Genomic DNA, 16,861 nt, shown 5'->3' with positions numbered 1-16,861 from the left:
CGCGACGCTATCCGGCCCAGACGTCGCCCGCTGCAAGCCGGGCGACCTCCGCGCGCGCTTCCTCCTCGCTGAGCCCCGCCTTCCTCAGGGAGTCCAGAAGGTGCTCCTCGGCATCGGAGACGAAGGGGTATCCGTTCGCCGTGGCCCGCCCGGGGTCGCCTGGGATCCAGGCCCGATGGGAATCGGGTTCGAATGGTACTCTCGCTCGTTCTTCGAGATGCTGCCGCATGTGCTTCCCCTCCTCTGCCCGACCGCGTGGCGTGGGAACAGGACAGCGACGCACTCCCCAAGCCAGTGCGGGGTCGGGATTCAGCCAGAGTAGGTCGCGGGCCAGCAGGGGCCAAGAGTCCATCCGGTCTGTGCACCCACGGGCCATCATCCGTCCGAAAGGGAGCCAAGACGGCGTCGTGAACTCTTGACAGAATCGGCGCGTTGGTCTTCGTTCACCGCCGACGCGGATGACGGCGTCCGCGAGGCGCTCGTCGACGACCGGTCCGTGCTGTCGACGCCGGTACCGATACCCCGTGCTCAGCGTCGGTCGAACGTCAGGCCGCCTGGAACCTGGAACGTCGGCATGATTTCGAGCATGCCGATATTGACGTGGCGCGGAGTCTCGATCGCGTAGTCGACGGCGTCGACAATGTCCTCGGTCGTGAGGGATTCGTACCCCTCGTAATACGTCTTCCACGCCTCTTCCATCGCCTCGGGGCTTCCGCCGAGGTTGCGGCCGAAGATCTCCGTCTCGACGCGGCCCGGGCAGATCTCCGTGACGCGGATGCGCTTCCCCACCGTGTCGTTGCGGAGCTGCCGGGAGATCTGGTGCACGGCCGCCTTCGTTGCGTGGTACGCGGTGTGGCCGTAGAAGTTGTAGAGGCCGGCGATCGAGCTGATATTGACGATGTGCCCGAGGTCCCTCTCCACCATGCCGGGCAGGACGAGGCGCGTGAGCTGGAGGAGCCCGCGGAGGTTGACGTCGACGATTTCGTCGAGGTCTTCCTCAGACGCATCGAGGATGTTCCCCGGCCTCGAGACTCCCGCGCAATTGACGAGGACGTCGATCTCAAGCCCGCCGACGGCAGCTCTGAGCGCGGCGGTGTCCGTCAGGTCGAGCGCGTGCGGGGTGGCGCCGACGCGGTCCGCGAGTTCCTTGAGGCGCTCTTCGTTGCGGGCGATCGCGTGGACCGCGAGGCCCCGCTTGGCGAGTCGCTCGGCGATGGCTGCTCCCATGCCCGTCGAGGCACCGGTGACGAGAGCGGTCTTGTAGTCAGAGAAGGACATGGGGCCTCCGAAGTCTGGGTGGGCGGGAGGGAAATACCTGGCGGGGGGAGGGAAATACCGGGCGGGCAAGAGCAGCGGACGACGGCGCCGGGCTGCTACGCGTCGCGGAGCGGCTCATGCGCGCGGTCCTTGACGGTGAGCACTGCGGCCAGCGTGCCGAGTGCGGTGATCGCCGCGTAGAAGGCTGGCATGAACACGTTCCCCGTGGTGCCGATGAGCCAGGTCATGAGCAGGGGGGCCGTTCCGCCGAAGAGGGCCGAGGAGATGTTGTAGCCGAGTCCGTAGGCCGAGTAGCGGACGCGCGTCGGGAACAGCTCGACGAGGAGGATGTGGATGACCGCCGTGTGGCCGGCGAACACGATCGCCATGATGCTCGCGCCGAGGATCGCGAGGCCGATGTTGCCGGTTGCGAGGAGCGCGTAGGAGGGAACACACACGATCGCCATCGCGATCGCCGCCCCCGCGATGACCTTCTTGCGGCCCACGCGGTCGGAGAGGGCACCCATGACGGGGATCGCGGCGCAGATGACGACGAGGCTCGCGGCCGTGATGAGGAGCGAGTCCGCGGTCGAATAGTGGAGCTGCTTGCCCGCGAGGAACGTCGGCATGTAAGAGAACAGCACGTAGTAGCCGGAGCCGTTCATGAGCGGGATGAACAGCGCAAGCAGCATCGCGCGCCGGTGCTCGGGTGAGGCGAAGGCTTCCTTGTACGGGTTCTTAGCGAGCCCGCCTTCCTCCTTGAGCCGCTGGAAGTTGGGGGTATCGCTGATCGCGCGGCGGATGTACCAGCCGATGAACCCCATGGGGATGGCGACGAGGAACGGGATGCGCCACGCGAAGGAGCCGAAGCCGCCCCCATTGATCGCGGCCGCGTTGAGCCAGGGGGCCATGGTGAAGCCGATGATCGTGCCCGTGAGGAGAGCGGCGAACGAGGCGATCTGCGCGTAGGACGTGATCTGGCCGCGCTTGTGCGCGGGGGCGTGTTCTGCGAGGAACGTCATCGCGCCGGCGGCCTCGCCGCCCACGGAGAAGCCCTGCACGAGGCGCATCGTCACGAGGAGGATCGGCGCGGCGACGCCGATCGCCGAATAGGGCGGGAGGATGCCGACGGCGGCGGTGGCGACGCTGATCAGCAGGATGACGAAGACGAGGAGCTTCTGCCGCCCCAGCCTGTCGCCCAGGAAGCCGCAGACGATCGCGCCGAGCGGGCGCACGAAGAAGGAGATCGCGTAGCCGGCGAAGACGAACATGAGTGCGGCGTTGGGGTCGCCCTTCGCGAAGAACACGAGGGAGAGCGTGGTCGCCATGAAGGCGAAGATGCCGTTGTCGTAGAGCTCGACGAAGATGCCGACGCATCCCGCGATGACGACCTTGAGTGTCTGGCGGCTCGTGAGCTGCCCATGCTGCGTTGCAGCAGCTTCGTTTCGTGTTGCCATGGATTTCCTTAGTGATGAGAGCGTAGCGCTCGTGGGGTCGACGCGGGATCAGCTGCAGGCCGCCGCCGGCAGATCCTGCCAGTGGGCGGCACTTCCGATGCCGAGGAGGTTGAAGACGGCCGTGACGGATTCCCGAAGCGTTTCGAGCTGGTGCATCGAACGCCGGTAGGCGGCGGTCGCCTCGGCCACCGTCGTCCTCGCGAAGCGGACCGTGTCGCCGGGGCGCGCTTGGGCCAGGACGTCGAGTCCGAGGCTCGTCGCGACGGCCAGCACTGGGTACCCGGCCGTCACGCCCCGGCCTCGGTGGAGGACGAGGAGTTCTTGCCGCGACGGAACTTCCACGGCCCCGACCGGGACTCCTCGGGAGAGGACTTCCCCCGAGGTTGTCCTCTCGGGAAGCGCGCCCCCGAGCCGCAGGCCGATGTGATTGCTCCTTGGGCTCACGGTGTACTCCGAGCTGAAAAGCAGCTCCGCGGAATCGCCGAACTCTGCCAAGTCCGGCCCGTCCGTGACGTCGACCCGCAGGAGGCGTCCGGGGTGGCGCTGTTCGACAGGGAGCCGGAAAAGCGGCATGTCGAAGTACGGCTGGCGGACCGACGGGACGCTGCGGCGCGTTCCGACGGCCGTCCCGTCCCGCAGCTGGAGGCCAAATCCGACCACAGTGTCCGGCGCGCAGCTTCCGAGAAGGCTGGGAGCATCGAGGGATCCATGCACCGCGAGATAGGCCCGGAGGCCCCCGTTGATGCCGCGCACGGACACGGTCTCGCCGGCGCGGACCGAGATGGGTTCCCATTGCGGGCAGACGCGCCCGCCGACCGTGAGGGCGAGGGCGGCCCCCGTGACCGCGATCAGGATGTCCGAGGTCGTCTTCATCCTGAAATCGAGCGCCGTGAGCTCGAGGAGGGGTGCGTTCTCCTCGTTTGCGACGAGGATGTTGGCGGCCCTGGCCGAGTACTGGTCGAGGGCTCCGTTGACCGGCAAGCCGTACCTTGGGCCACGGAATCGCCCGAGATCGGTCACAACCGTGTTCCCCGCCTGGTGGACGACGATCTGCCCGCTCATGGCGTTGTCTCCAGGGGACGAGCCCCCGTGAGGCGTGCTTCCATCCTCTGCCCCTCATACTGGGCGAATTCCTCTTCTGGGATCGGCCGGAAGCGGAGCACATCGCCCGGCCGGTACGGCACGAGAGGGTCGCTGCCCAGATCAAGGAGCGTGAGCGGAGTCTGCCCGATGACCTGCCATCCCCCGGGGGCCACCGCGGGAGCGATGACGGCTTGCCGCCCGGCCACCGCGACGGCGCCGGCGGGGACGCTGAGCCTCGGATCCTTGAGCCGCGGAACCGGAATCGGGAAGTCCGGGCCGTCCATCATCGGAGAGCCCGCCGGCGCCCCGAGGCACCGGATCACGTATTCCTTGGACGAGTGGATCCTCACGACATCGTCAACCGAAATGCCCTCGTATTCGGCGAGGAACTCGAGGTCGGGGCCGAAGGTGCCCCCGTACACGACCGGGACGTCGAACTCGCGGGGAGTAGCGCCGTCGTCCGTGGACAGCGCGAGCTGACGCAGGCCCAAGGCGACGAATGCGCGGATTTGGCGGGCGGACACGGTGAGGGCGTCGAATTCGATGAGGACCGAGTCGTAGGTGGGCACGGCGCCGTGCAGACCCTCCGCGCCGCAGCCATCGAGCCACTCGGCAAGCCGGTGCACTGTGGCCCAGTTCTGCTCGGCGTCGCCCGACGTCGCGACGACGCGCAGTGCGGCGTCCCCGGATTCATAGACCTCCACGGGGGAGGGGAGCAGGGCTGGCATGTCAGGCCACCGGGTACTTCTCGGCCAACACGTCGGCGAGCGGGGCGATGCGGACGCCCGCGGCAGTCAGCTCGCTGCGGATGAGGCGGGCGAGTTCGACGGCGCCCTCGTTGTCGCCGTGGAGCAGCACAGTATCGGCCTCGACGTCGAGATCGGTGCCCGAGACCGTGGTGATCTTTCCTTCGCACACCATGCGGACCGTGCGTTCGACGATTTCCTGCGGATCATGCAGCACCGCCCCCGGGACGCTGCGCGGCACGAGCGTGCCGTCCTCCTGGTAAGCGCGGTCGGCGATGCCGACGAGCGCGACGCGCAGCCCCCGGGCGCGCGCGGCCCGCGCGAGCTCGCCCTCCTGCGCGAGGACGATGAGGGAGTCGTCGACGCCTGCGGCTGCGTCCGCCACAGCCGCGGCGTAGTCCGGACGGGTCGCCACGAGATTGCCCAGGCGGCCGTGCGGGGCGAGGTGCGAGACGCGCGCACCGTGGAAGGCGGCAAACGCGGAGAGGGCGCCGAGCTGATAGACGACGTCGTTGCGCACCTCGTCCTCGGTGAGATCCATGGCGCGGCGCCCGAATCCGCGGAGATCAGGGAAGCTGGGGTGCGCCCCGATGCCGACCCCGCGGCGGACGCATTCGGCGACGGTCGAATGCATGATATCCGGATCGCCCGCGTGAAAGCCGCACGCGATATTCGCGCTCGAGACGATATCGAGCAGCTCTGCGTCATTTCCGATCCGGTACGCGCCGAATCCCTCGCCCAGGTCTGCCACGAGATCGATCGTCGGGTTCACGTGCTTCTCTTTCCGTGAATATCTGAATGCCTGCAAAAGAGCCGGAATGATCATGCTCATTTCTTCTCTCAGAATCGTCTCATCGCGTCTGCAGCCCGCACAAAGACCTATTGGGTATCACGGGATAGGCCTCGGTTATGACGCAGGACACACCGGCCGCCCGCAGCGACGACCTGTTGGGCCGGGCTGCGGGCGGGGCTGTTTGCGTGCTGCGCACGATCACAGGGCCCGGCGGAGCCCCATGACGCGTTCGACGATGACGACGACCGCGAGGGAGATGAGGATGAGGATGACCGAAAGCGCCGCCACGGCCGCGTCGGCGGAGTTCTCCACGTACCGGAGCACCTGGACCGGCAGGGTCGGGAGCCCGGACTGGGCGACGAACAGCGAGATCACCGCTTCGTCGAACGAGACGATGAACGCGATGACGCCGCCGGCGATGACGCCCGGCTGGATGATCGGCAGCGTGATCCTGCGGAAGACGGTCCACGGTCCTGCGCCCAGGATCCGGGCGGCGGCCTCGCAAGACGTGTCTGTCGTCGCGAGGCTCATCATCGTCGTCCTGACCACGAACGGGAACGTGATCGCGACGTGGCCGATGATGATCCCCTCATACGTGTTCGTGAGGCGCATCGGGCTCAGGATCAGCACGAGCCCGAGGGCGAGCACGATGCTCGGCACGAGAAGGGGCGAGAGGAAGAGCGAGAGGATGGCGCCCTTGCCCTTGAACTCGAACCGTTCCAGGGCGAGGGCCGCGGGAACCCCGATGGCCAGCGTGATGAGCGTCACCGAGACGGCGACAATGAGGCTAACCTGCATCCCATTGACGAAGATGCTCTCGTCCGGGAGGACTTCATACCATTTGAGCGTGAATCCCTGGGGTGGGAAAGAAAGGTATTGGTTCGACGAGAACGAGGTCACGACGACGACGAGGAGCGGCGCGAGGAGAAAGACGTAGAGGAGGAAGACGAGAATTCCGAAGAGCGGCTTCCCGATCTTGAATTTCGGCTTGAACGCGGGTGCCTCGTTCATGGCTACGCTCCGATCTTCTTCGTGAGGCGCTGATAGACGGCCACGACCGCGCCGAACAGCACGAGGAGGATGACCGAGAGAGCAGCAGCAAAGGGCCAGTTCAGCAGGCCCGTGGTCTGGTCGTAGATCTCGGTCGCGAGGACCTGGACGCTTCCGCCTCCCAGAAGGGTCGGCGTGATGAACGTGCTGATCGACAGGACGAACACCATGAGGAAGCCCGTCAGGACGCCCGGAAGGGTCAGCGGCAGTGTGATCTTGGCAAAGATCTGGAACTTGCTCGCGCCGAGTGAGCCGGCCGCCTCTTCGAGCTGCGGGTTGAGCCGGCCGAAGCCCGAGATCATGGCCAGGATCGCGTAGGGCATGAAGATCTCGACGAGGCCGATCTGCACGCCCAGCATGTTGTTGGTCAGCTTGAGCGGCGAATTGATGAGCCCCAAGGCCTCGAGCGAGGAATTCACGAGGCCGTTCGAGCCCAGGATGACCATCCAGCCGTACGTTCGGACGACGGCGGAGGTCAGCAGGGGCGCGATGGCGATGGCGAGCAGGGCGCTCTTGTACTTGCTTGTGCTCCGTGCGAGGAACAGCGTGATCGGGTACGAAAGGGCGACGCACACGGCGCCGACGATGACGCCCATCTGGAACGTGTCGAGCGTGACCTTCCAGTAGTAGGGGTCCGTGAGGGGTTGGATGTAGGAGTCGAGCGTGAAGCCCTCGGTGATCACGCCGTCGGCCTCGCCGTGGTTGAACGACATGCGGATCATGTACGCCAAGGGCAGCACGAAGCTCACGAAAAGCCCGAGAACCGCAGGGATCAGGAGCGTGACGTACGTTCGGCGGTCCCGCCTCGCCTTCGCCTTCTCGAGGCTGCCGGGCATAGTACCGGGCTGAAGCCGAGCAGGTTCGTGGGTCTGGGTGACGGTCATGCCGCAGCGCTTTCTGGGATGCCGGGCAGGAGGTAGGCGTCGGCCGGATTCCACGAGAGGTAGGCCGCGTCTCCGCGCTGGGGAACCGCGGCGCTCGAGGTCATGAACTGCGCCTGAAGCGTCCGCTCGCCGACTCTCACAGTGAAGCCGACTGTGTCTCCCGTGTAGCTCACGCCCTTGATCGTTCCCGCGATGCCCGCTTCTCCCACTCGCGGCTCGAGCGAGACGCGCAGGCGGTGCGGCCGGACGACGAGCTCTCGGGTCGAGCCCACGAAGCCCGCATGGCCGGTTGCGCCGTAGCGGCCGAGGCCTTCGACGTCGACCGTGTAGTTCCGCTCGGACGTTCGGCCGCCGTCCTCCGCCGGCCCGTTGGCCGGTCCGTTGTCTGCGACGACATGCGCGGTGAGGAAGTTCGCCTGGCCGATGAAGTCGGCCACGAAGTGGGTGTTGGGCCGCTCGTAGATGACGCTGGGGGAGTCGTACTGCTCGATGAGGCCGCCGTTCATGACGGCGATGCGGTCGGCCATGTCGAGCGCCTCGTCCTGGTCGTGGGTCACGAAGAGGGTTGTCGCCTTGGTGCGCTGCTGGATCGACCGGATCTCGCTGCGCATGGTCTCGCGGAGTTTCGCGTCGAGGTTCGAAAGCGGCTCGTCGAGGAGCAGGAGCGTCGGCTCGACCACGAGGGCGCGGGCGAGGGCGATGCGCTGCTGCTGGCCTCCCGAGAGTTCGCGGACCTTTCGCTTCGCGAGGTGGCCGAGCTTCACCATGTCGAGTGCAGCGGCCACGCGCTTCGACTGGTCCGCAGACGGGACTTTCCGCATCTGCAGGCCGAACGCGACGTTCTGTGCGACGTCCATATGGGGAAAGAGGGCGTAGGACTGGAAGACCATGCCCATTCCCCGCTTGTTGACGGGTGTCTGGGTGATGTCTTTTCCGTCGACGATGATCGAGCCGGCCGTGGGGTCCATGAGGCCGGCCACCATCCGGAGCGTCGTGGTCTTGCCGCAGCCGGATGGGCCCAGGAGGGCCACGAGATGGCCTTCCTCAACCTCCATGCTGAGCTTGTCCACCGCCGGGTCGAGGCCCGGCGCGTACCGTTTGGTCAGGTCGACGATCGCCAGCTTGGACTGGTTCATTCTGTGACTCTCCTGTGCGGGGTGCGAGTGGGCAGTCACTACTGCTTGGTGATGATCTGGCGCTTCCACGTCTCGGTCCACTTGTCGCGGACGGAGGCGAGGAAATCGACGTCGAGCGGGAGGATCTTGAGGGAGCCGTCCGTCGGGACGACGCGGGCCTGGACATCAGCCGGAAGCTTCGCGTTGCTCACGGACGGCGCGTAGTACAGGGCCTTCGCGAAGGCCTCTTGGGCTTCAGCGGAGAGTGCGTAGTTCATAAACGTCTTGGCGGCCGCCGAGTGCGGAGCGCCCTTGACCAGGTTGATCGTGTTGATCTGATATGCGGTGCCCTCCTTCGGGAAGGCGACGCCGATCTTCTTGCCCGTCTGGTCGGCGTAGTACTGGCCGCGGGCGTTCTGGCCGAGGCCGATCACGGTCTGCCCCGTGATGACGTTCTGGTATTCGTCGGGATTGGGAGCAAACGTCTGGATGCACGGGGCCAGCTGCTTGAGCTTGTCGACGCCCTTGTCGATGCCCCTCGTGTAATCCTCGCCCTCCATGCTCGAGGTGATGGCCGTGAGGGAGATTCCCAGAAGTGACGGCGGGGCGACGACGTTGACCTTGCCGCAGTTGGACTTGTCCCACAGCGCGTTCCAGCTCGTCGGGGCCGTGGGGAAGGTCTTGGTGTCGTAGACAAGTCCGATGGCGTCGAGCATGGCGACCGGGCCGTAGCCGTCCTTGTTCCTGAACTTGTCCGGGACATTCGCGAGGTTCGAGACGGCTGACGCGTCGACCTTGTCGAAGAGGCCCTGCTTGTTGCCGCTCTCGGATACCGATTGGTCCATGATCGCGATGTCAGTGTTCGGGTCGCTCTTCTGCCCCTGGAGAGCGCTCAGCATGTCGGCGGACGAGCGCTTGGACACGAAATTGATCTTGATGTTCGGGTACTTGGCCTGGAATGGCTTGATAACGGCCGCGGTGTACTGGTCCTGCCAGATTCCCGAGTAGGCAATCATATCGACTTCGCCTGACGTCGCTGAACCGGCATCTGAACCGGCGCTCGTGTTTCCGCATGCGGAAAGAGCAAAGGCGGAAGCCATCATGAGGGCTGTGGCCGCCATCCCATACTTCGTGTAAGACCTCACGGTGCCTCTTTCTTCGTGAACAATGTTCCGGGGACAGGTGGGAACGGATAGTATTAATTCGCATCCACCGATTGATGCGCGAATCGGCGGGTTGAAACTTCAAATTAGCGGCTGAGGCGCACGTCACACAAAGACCGGTTCTGTGTCCCGACATAGGGTTGAGTTATGACCGCCCATCCGGATGGCAGGTGCAGTTCCGCACCCGAGGCAGTGAAAGGCAGGGGCTGTGGACACGCGAAAGCTCGAGTACTTCGTGAAGATCGTTGACTCTGGGAGCATCACCAAGGCAGCGGCAGCGCTCCACGTTGCCCAGCCGGCTCTCAGCCAGCAGGTCTCGGCGCTCGAGAAGGAGCTCAAGCAGCGGCTTCTCATCCGCAGCAAGCAGGGCGTTGAGCCGACCGCCGCGGGCAATTCGCTGTACCGCCACGCGCAGACGATTCTCCGGCTTGTCGAGGAGGCTCGGCAGGATGTGGCGACGTCCGGAGCGGCGCCGTCAGGGCGCGTCTCGATTGCGATCGCGCCGTACAGCATGGCGTCGAGCCTCGCGCCGAAGATCGTCCGAGAGGTCAAGCGCCGCTACCCCGACATCCTGCTCCACCTCACCGAGATCTTCGGGGGTGTGCTGAGCGAGGCGATCAAGAACGGCAAGCTCGACATGGCGCTCATCTACGAGCCGGGCGAGATCCGCGGGGTGCGGTTCACGACGATGATCGTCGAAGACCTCTATCTGGTCGCGAATCCGGCCATGGAGCTCGAGACCGACGGCTCTGGCGCGGTGACGCTCAAGACCGCGTCCGAGTTCGACCTGTTCCTCCCAGAAAGCAACCATACGATCCGGCAAGTCGTCGATCGGGCGCTGCACGATCAGGGTCTGCTGCTGCGCCTGGCCGGGGAAGTCGAGTCGGTCCCGTCCTTGAGCCGCCTGCTCCGGGCCAATCTCGGCGCCACCATCCTCCCGCGGTCTGCCGCGGACGCGCTCTTCCCGGATCAGCACTTTCAGGTCCATCGGATCGTCGAGCCGGCGTTGCAGTGCAAGATCGCCCTCTGCACGGCCGATCACGAACCGATGTCCGAGGCCGCGTCCGCCGTCCTCATCCTGGTGCGCGAGATGGTGAAGAATCAGCTCCTCGACCGTTATGGAACGGGCCCCGCGTAGGGGGCCGGTCCCGGGCGCCATCCATACGGCTTCCTTATCGTGCCACCCGACATTGATCTTATTCAGGCTGCAGGGCCGTCACTATCATGGGAATATCAGATCAATTCATCGGACCGCGAATACGCTGTCGTCGTCGAGGAAGCCTGACATGAAAAAGATCAGCCATAGCAGCTGGAATCTGAGGAAGTCCTACGGGCACGTGATTGTCCGCACTGGATCGCATTGCCCTGTGAATGGATTGTGGCAGCCCGCTGAATCCACGGATGAGCCTCTTTTCGTCTTCGAAGGCAGTATCATGCCGACGCATGCGGGCGGCAGCGCGGAGTGGATGCTCGTCGCCACTGGCCGTCGGCTGGCCGATAGCGTGCCGTGGTGAAAACCTGTTTGCAGTAGTGATTGAAAGCCGCGGGCCGAAGGCTCGCGGCTTTTTTGGTGCAGCAGCTCTTCAATCCGGAGAACGGAGAGAGAGGGAGGCCTGCCGAGGCAGGCCTCCCTCTGTGCGTCGGTCTTGCTCTTGTGTGTTGGTTCCTACTCTTCGACGAGAAGGCCCTTGGCCTTGAGGACTTCGGTGAGCTTGCACAGCTCGATCGTGGTCCCGCCTGCGTGATACAGCTTGATGAGCTCATTCTCGTGGTCCACACGGGCCTGGCAGAGGTCGATGACCTCCTCGGCCTCATCGAGCCTCACGATGACGACGCCGTCCGCGTCACCGCGGACGATGTCGCCGGGGTAGACGATTTCGTCGCCGATGACGAGCGGATGGTTGATCGGGCCGAGGGTTTCCTTGACTGTTCCCTTGATCGAGATGCTGCCCGAGAAGACCGGGAGGCCGAGCTCGATGAGGTCCTGGGTGTCGCGCACTCCGGAGTCGGTGACCATCGCAGCGATCCCCTTGGCCTTCATCGCGTTGCCCAGGACATCCCCGAACGTGCCAGCCTCCGTGAATTCGCCCGCGCCGACGAGGACGACGTCGCCTGCCTCGGCGTAGTGGATCCCCACCTGGAGCATGAGGTTGTCGCGGGGCGCACAGCGGACCGTGACCGCGGGACCGCAGAAGGACATTGAACGGTCGATCGGCTTGATGCGCGAGCTCAAGGCGCCCTTCCGGCCCTGCGCCTCGTGGATCGTCGCCGACGAGAACTTCGCGAGGCGTTCCACGACGTCCGCGGCGGGCCGCTCGAACTTGGTCTTGACGTGAATCATGGGTTTCATGGCGTGTTCCGTTTTCAGTTGAGGGCGCGAACGGCCTTGTCGATGGCCTCAAGGCCGGAATTGATGGTCTCGAGCGAGGTCGCAAAGGAAATGCGGAAGTACGGGCCCAATCCGTAGGCCGAACCTGGAATGACGGCGACCGATGCCGCGTCGAGCAGATAGGCGGTGAAATCGACGTCGTCGGCGATGCGCACGCCGCTCGGCGTCGTCTTCCCGATCGCGCCTGCGCATTTCACGTAGGCGTAGAAGGCGCCGTCGGGCGAGATGCACGAGAGCCCCTCGATGGAATTGAGGCCCGCGACGGCGACGTCGCGCCTGATGCGGTAGGCGTCGACGCACTCGCCGACGAAGCGCTGATCACCGCTCAAGGCCGCTGCCGCGGCAGCCTGGCTGACCGACGAGGGGCACGACGAGATCTGGGACTGGAGCTTGTTGATCGATGCCACAAGGTCGGCGGGGCCGACTGCGTAGCCGATTCGCCACCCGGTCATGGCGTAGGCCTTCGAGACCCCGTTGACGACGAGAACGCGGTCGCGCAAGGCGGGGGCTGCGGAGACGAGGCTCGTGATGCGGCCGGAGCCGAAGTAGATCTCGTCGTAGATTTCGTCCGTGAGCACGTAGACATGGGGGTTGTCCTGGAGCACCGCGGCGAGGGCTTCGAGTTCGGAGCGCGAGTAGACCACACCCGTCGGATTCGATGGCGCGTTGAGGATGAGCCACTTCGTCGACGGCGTGATCGCGGCCGCGAGCGCCCCGGGGGTGAGCTTGAACCCCACCTCATCGCCGCACGGGACGATGATCGGAGTGCCGTCGTTCGCGAGCACCATGTCCGGATAGGAGACCCAGTACGGGGCCGGGACGATGACTTCGTCGCCCTTGTCGAGAGAGGCCATGAGGGCCGTGAAGATGACCTGCTTCGCGCCGCCGGCGATGGTGAGCTCAAGTGGTCCGTAGCTGAGGCCGGTCCGGCTTTCGACGTGGTCGAGGATGGCCGAGCGGAGCGCGGGAGTGCCAGTGACAGCCGTGTACTTCGTCTCTCCGGCGTTGATGGCGGCAATCGCCGCGAGCTTGACGTGATCGGGCGTGTCGAAGTCGGGCTCGCCGACGGTCAGGTCGATGATCGAGCGTCCCTCCGCCTTGAGCTCGCGGACTCGTGCCGCCGCGAGGACGCTCGCGGATTCCCTGATCCTCGTCACTCGAGCGGCTGGCTGGTACTCGGACATGTCGTCTCCAAGGCGTGTGTGCGGAAGGTGCTCCTAATGAGCGTAGATAAGAAAACGGCAGCAGGGATAAGACGAAAATCGGGTGGGCGGATAAGAAAGCCTTATGACCATGCAATGCCAGGACGGCCGTATGATCGAGGCGGTGCCATTTCATTTCCGGAATTTCGACGGATTTGCATTCGCGCCCCTCGCACAAAGGAGTTGCTGATATGCCGACAAGCGCTGCGCCCGCGGTCACCCGCGCCATCGAGCTGCTCGCGTTCCTCGCCGGTCAGGGCTCAGCGCCGGCTTCGCTGACCGACATCGCCCACGGGATCGGGGCCGCCCGCTCATCGACCCGGAACATCTGCAGCGCCCTTGAGGAAGGGGGTCTCATCCAGCGCCGCGACGGCGGCTACCAGCTGGGACGACGCCTCGTCGAGTTCGGCGGGGCCTACCTTTCGTCCTTCGACCAGATTCGGGAGTTCTACCGGGCGTGCGCCGAATCGACCCTTCTTTCCCGCGAGCTCGTCCAGGTCGCCATCATGGACGGAACGGACGTGCTCTACGTGGCGCGGCACGAAGGCCGTTCCCCTCTGCATCTTTCGGCGCGCATCGGCGACCGATTCCCGGCGGCGCTCACCGCCGTCGGCAAGGCCTTGCTCTCACCCCTCGGCGAGACTGCCGTGCGGGCCCGGTTCGCTGATCCGAGCGGTCTTGACGCCCGGACCGAACGAAGCGTCCGCACAGTCGACGAACTGGTCCGGCAGCTCAGCAATGTACGGGAACGAGGCTACGCGGTGGATCTCGGCGAAGTTCATCCAGCGGTGGTGGGCGTTGCCGCGGCCGTTCCCGACGGCGGTTCGGCCCCGAGATTCGCGGTGGGAGTCTCGCTCATCGCGGCGCGGCCCGACGACGGAAGCCTCGAAAAGTATGGGAAGGCGGTGCGGACCGTCGCGGCCCAGATCGCGATGCCGGCCCGTCGGGTTGCGTGAGCTCCCGGCGCGGGGCAAGCCCCAGTCTGCGAGACTCGCGTCATAACCTACCGCCACCCCGGTCTCACCCTGCAGTAGGCGGATCGCATCGGTCCGCAGAAAAGGGATGAGCGCCATGGTGACAAGCGACCTGGTCGATACGGCCGTCTTCTTCGCAACGGCGGCGTGCGCCGTGCTCGTGCTCGCAGCCCTCGGAGCCGTCACGTGTGCCTCGGCGTTGATCTTCTCGGCCGCCGTCTACGGCCGCCGGCGGCTCAACGGCTCGGAGGCCCCCGCCGTCGTCGTCAATATCGAGCCGCGGCAACGCGCAGAGCTTGCAGGCTGGGCGCGTTCCTAGGTGCCGTCAGGGTCTTCCACGCCCAGTGCTGCGTCGATCAGGACTTCAGCCGCTGCCCGGGCCTGCCGGGCAGCATCGGGGGTTCCGGCGATGGCGGCCGTCGTTTGCGCTCCCTCTGCCAGGATCGAGAGTTGCGGCGCCAGGTAGGCTGGCGCGCCAGCTTCCCTGGCAAGGTGGCCGACGTAGTTCTGGAATGATTCCTTGTGCTTCCGGGCGTACTCGGCCACCTCCGGGCTGATGGCGCCGAGCTCGGCGAAGCTGTTGATGAATCCGCACCCGCGGAACGAGTCCTCACAGAACCAAGCCGCGAGGTAGTCGAAGATGGCGAGCAGCCGCTCACGCGGAGTCGCAGCCTGGCGGACTGTCGCGTCCAGTCCTTCCGTCCACGATGCGTGTCGTCGTTCCAGCACAGCCATCACAATGCTGCTCTTCGAGGGAAATTCCTGGTACAGCCTCTTGAGCGAAACGCCCGCCGCCGCACGCAGTTCGTCCATGCCGACCGCCTGGATCCCCTTCGCGTTATACAGCTCATCGGCGGTCGCGACGATGCGGGTACGCGGCTCGGAAGTATCCATGGAGCAACTTTACTTGAAATGAGAACGATCGTTCTATACGATGGCATCGCCAAGTGAGAACGATCGTTCTCCCGCTCGAGACAAGGAGCAGCATCATGGGTTTCATCAAGGTCGGCACCGAGAACAGCACTGACATCGAGCTCTACTACGAGGACCACGGCGCGGGCCAGCCCGTTGTCCTGATCCACGGCTACCCGCTTGACGGCGGCTCCTGGGAGAAGCAAACTGCCGCACTCCTGAACGCCGGCTACCGCGTCATCACGTACGACCGCCGCGGATTCGGCAAGTCCAGCAAGCCGACTGCGGGTTACGACTACGACACCTTCGCAGCCGACCTCAACACAGTCCTCGAGACCCTGGACCTGCGCGACGCCGTCCTGGTCGGCTTCTCGATGGGAACAGGCGAAGTGGGACGCTACATCGGCACCTACGGTGAAGCCCGTGTCGCCAAGGCAGCGTTCCTGGCCTCCCTTGAACCCTTCCTCCTGCAGACCGAAGACAACCCCGCCGGCGTTCCCTCATCGGTATTCGACGGCATCCGAAACGCCGCCATCGAGGACCGCTACGCCTGGTTCACCAACTTCTACAACGACTTCTTCAACACCGACAATTTCCTCGGCAACCGCCTCAGCGAAGAAGCCCTGCGCAGCGCATGGAACGTGGCGGCCGGCTCGTCCTGGTACGCCTCGTTCGCCGTCGTCGACTCGTGGCTGACGGACTTCCGCTCCGACGTCGAGAATGTCACCGTCCCGGCCCTGATTGTCCACGGCACGGACGACCGCATCCTGCCCATCGACTCGACCGGACGCGAGTTCGCCAAGCGCCTCCCGTCCGCCGAGTACGTGGAGATCGAAGACGCACCGCACGGCATGCTCTGGACGCACGGCGCCGAAATCAACGAGGTCCTGCTTCGCTTCCTGGCCAAGTAGCAACTCAGCTGAAGTGTGCCGGGTCATCCGGCACACTTCAGCTGTGCTCTTGTGGGCTGCGCATCGCGCAGCGCGCGCTCGTCCAAGACCACCTTCTACCAGCGATGGGCGACGTCGACCACGAGCCGTGAGCCGCCGTCGCGCCCGCCGAGGATGAAGACACGGAAGGGAAGGCGAGCTCGCACGCCGAGCCCGAGGCTCGTGTACCCCTCGAAGGATCCGGCCCACGCGACCTCACGGAACGTCACGAACCCGCCGACGTTCACCACTTCGCTGGGATTGGCGGGGACGTACGTGGGGTGACCGGACGCGTCGTAGGCGGGTGAGGTTACCGTCACCTCGAGGAAGGCCCCGCCGCGGAGCGGTACAGGACGGCCGCTGCCCTGCTCGAGGACTTGGTCGACATAGCGGACGTTGTACCCGGCAACCTTGCCGTGCAGGTCGATCACGAGCCGGTCGAAGCATCCGTGGCGGCCCGCACGGACATTCTGAACAGTGGCCTGTGACAGTGTGGGAATTGACTTGGGGAGTGAGCCCCAGTGGACTGCGCACGACGCCGAAGCTGTCGCGGCCGGAGCCGCAGCGTCGGCCGCGGGCGCGCCGAGACCGAAGGCGAGGAGTGCGGCGCCAAGCGCCGCAGCGAACTTATTCATGGCTGATCCAGGTGCTAAGGCCTCGGCTGGGTGCGTCGGCTCTGATGGATGAGCCGATCGTAGATCTGCCCGAGCGCTGAAGAGCGGGTCGGGGCGATTTGCTCCCTAACCGTGAGCATGGTTTCGGGAAGGGGGTTGCAGGGCGCCCCCGAGGTCACGGATCTGGCTTTGGCCGTGATCGGAATGGGCTTCCTGCGCAGTCGGCGTCGCCGGAGCGTGATGTGCCTTCACTCACATTCCTGCCCGCCCTCAATCGCTGTCCGGTACCGTGG

19 protein-coding genes are annotated in these 16,861 nt (G+C 65.5%); 5 read left to right on the top strand and 14 right to left on the bottom strand.

The genetic code is table 11. The annotated features are described in order from the left end of the window. Positions 1 to 7 precede the first annotated feature (7 nt). The 10 genes from SPF06_RS11965 to SPF06_RS11920 form a co-directional block, all read right to left on the bottom strand. Complete coding sequence (locus tag SPF06_RS11965) at positions 8 to 229, bottom strand: hypothetical protein (RefSeq protein ID WP_323279288.1); 222 nt, start codon at positions 227 to 229, stop codon at positions 8 to 10. Between the two features lie 299 nt (positions 230 to 528). Beyond that, positions 529 to 1,278: an SDR family oxidoreductase gene (locus SPF06_RS11960; RefSeq protein ID WP_323279287.1), complete on the bottom strand. Its 750-nt coding sequence runs from the start codon at positions 1,276 to 1,278 to the stop codon at positions 529 to 531. Positions 1,279 to 1,373: 95 nt separating this feature from the next. Then, a complete protein-coding gene (locus tag SPF06_RS11955) occupies positions 1,374 to 2,714 on the bottom strand; it encodes an MFS transporter (RefSeq protein WP_323279286.1) in 1,341 nt (446 codons plus the stop codon). 48 nt (positions 2,715 to 2,762) lie between these two features. Then, on the bottom strand, positions 2,763 to 3,776 hold the full coding sequence (locus SPF06_RS11950) for a 5-oxoprolinase subunit C family protein (protein ID WP_323279285.1): 1,014 nt from the start codon (positions 3,774 to 3,776) through the stop codon (positions 2,763 to 2,765). After that, a complete protein-coding gene (locus SPF06_RS11945) occupies positions 3,773 to 4,525 on the bottom strand; it encodes a 5-oxoprolinase subunit B family protein (RefSeq protein WP_323279284.1) in 753 nt (250 codons plus the stop codon). Before SPF06_RS11945 ends, SPF06_RS11950 begins: the two co-directional genes overlap by 4 nt. Position 4,526: 1 nt before the next feature. After that, the gene (locus tag SPF06_RS11940; protein ID WP_323279283.1) at positions 4,527 to 5,315 is read right to left on the bottom strand and encodes a LamB/YcsF family protein; all 789 of its coding nucleotides are present in this window, start codon (positions 5,313 to 5,315) and stop codon (positions 4,527 to 4,529) included. Positions 5,316 to 5,534: 219 nt separating this feature from the next. Next, positions 5,535 to 6,347, bottom strand: a complete 813-nt coding sequence (locus tag SPF06_RS11935; RefSeq protein ID WP_323279282.1) for an ABC transporter permease — start codon at positions 6,345 to 6,347, stop codon at positions 5,535 to 5,537. Positions 6,348 to 6,349: 2 nt separating this feature from the next. Next, positions 6,350 to 7,270: an ABC transporter permease gene (locus SPF06_RS11930; protein WP_323279281.1), complete on the bottom strand. Its 921-nt coding sequence runs from the start codon at positions 7,268 to 7,270 to the stop codon at positions 6,350 to 6,352. Continuing rightward, positions 7,267 to 8,406, bottom strand: coding sequence for an ABC transporter ATP-binding protein (locus SPF06_RS11925; RefSeq protein ID WP_323279280.1), 1,140 nt, complete (start codon positions 8,404 to 8,406; stop codon positions 7,267 to 7,269). The genes SPF06_RS11930 and SPF06_RS11925 overlap by 4 nt, the downstream gene beginning before the upstream one ends. Positions 8,407 to 8,444: 38 nt before the next feature. Continuing rightward, the gene (locus SPF06_RS11920; protein ID WP_323279279.1) at positions 8,445 to 9,401 is read right to left on the bottom strand and encodes an ABC transporter substrate-binding protein; all 957 of its coding nucleotides are present in this window, start codon (positions 9,399 to 9,401) and stop codon (positions 8,445 to 8,447) included. Positions 9,402 to 9,756: 355 nt separating this feature from the next. On the opposite strand from SPF06_RS11920, the gene SPF06_RS11915 reads away from it, so the two are divergent. Then, the gene (locus tag SPF06_RS11915; protein WP_323279278.1) at positions 9,757 to 10,686 is read left to right on the top strand and encodes a LysR substrate-binding domain-containing protein; all 930 of its coding nucleotides are present in this window, start codon (positions 9,757 to 9,759) and stop codon (positions 10,684 to 10,686) included. A 148-nt stretch (positions 10,687 to 10,834) separates the two neighbouring features. Then, a complete protein-coding gene (locus SPF06_RS11910) occupies positions 10,835 to 11,062 on the top strand; it encodes a hypothetical protein (RefSeq protein ID WP_323279277.1) in 228 nt (75 codons plus the stop codon). 152 nt (positions 11,063 to 11,214) lie between these two features. Here the strand turns inward: SPF06_RS11910 and SPF06_RS11905 are convergent, their stop codons facing one another. Next, positions 11,215 to 11,898 (bottom strand): 4-carboxy-4-hydroxy-2-oxoadipate aldolase/oxaloacetate decarboxylase, encoded by a 684-nt coding sequence (locus tag SPF06_RS11905; RefSeq protein ID WP_323279276.1) that lies wholly within the window; start codon positions 11,896 to 11,898, stop codon positions 11,215 to 11,217. Positions 11,899 to 11,912: 14 nt separating this feature from the next. Further along, a complete protein-coding gene (locus tag SPF06_RS11900) occupies positions 11,913 to 13,121 on the bottom strand; it encodes an aspartate transaminase (protein ID WP_323279275.1) in 1,209 nt (402 codons plus the stop codon). Between the two features lie 209 nt (positions 13,122 to 13,330). On the opposite strand from SPF06_RS11900, the gene SPF06_RS11895 reads away from it, so the two are divergent. Together SPF06_RS11895 and SPF06_RS11890 are read left to right on the top strand one after the other, a co-directional pair. After that, entirely contained in the window at positions 13,331 to 14,095 is a 765-nt protein-coding gene (locus SPF06_RS11895) for an IclR family transcriptional regulator (RefSeq protein ID WP_323279274.1), read from the top strand. A 115-nt stretch (positions 14,096 to 14,210) separates the two neighbouring features. Continuing rightward, a complete protein-coding gene (locus SPF06_RS11890; protein WP_323279273.1) occupies positions 14,211 to 14,432 on the top strand; it encodes a hypothetical protein in 222 nt (73 codons plus the stop codon). On the opposite strand, the gene SPF06_RS11885 is transcribed toward SPF06_RS11890, so the two are convergent. After that, positions 14,429 to 15,007, bottom strand: a complete 579-nt coding sequence (locus SPF06_RS11885) for a TetR/AcrR family transcriptional regulator (RefSeq protein ID WP_323279272.1) — start codon at positions 15,005 to 15,007, stop codon at positions 14,429 to 14,431. The two genes, SPF06_RS11890 and SPF06_RS11885, sit on opposite strands and share 4 nt — an antisense overlap. Positions 15,008 to 15,102: 95 nt before the next feature. Here SPF06_RS11885 and SPF06_RS11880 point away from each other — a divergent pair, with 95 nt between their 5' ends. Further along, entirely contained in the window at positions 15,103 to 15,936 is an 834-nt protein-coding gene (locus tag SPF06_RS11880) for an alpha/beta fold hydrolase (protein WP_323279271.1), read from the top strand. Between the two features lie 95 nt (positions 15,937 to 16,031). Here the strand turns inward: SPF06_RS11880 and SPF06_RS11875 are convergent, their stop codons facing one another. Then, the gene (locus tag SPF06_RS11875) at positions 16,032 to 16,589 is read right to left on the bottom strand and encodes an AMIN-like domain-containing (lipo)protein (RefSeq protein WP_323279270.1); all 558 of its coding nucleotides are present in this window, start codon (positions 16,587 to 16,589) and stop codon (positions 16,032 to 16,034) included. Positions 16,590 to 16,861 lie beyond the last annotated feature (272 nt).

This window comes from Sinomonas terricola, assembly GCF_034931225.1.
In the GTDB taxonomy this organism is placed as follows: domain Bacteria; phylum Actinomycetota; class Actinomycetes; order Actinomycetales; family Micrococcaceae; genus Sinomonas; species Sinomonas terricola.
The sequence above is the reverse complement of the archived record's forward strand: the minus strand, read 5'-3'. Positions and strand labels throughout refer to the sequence as shown.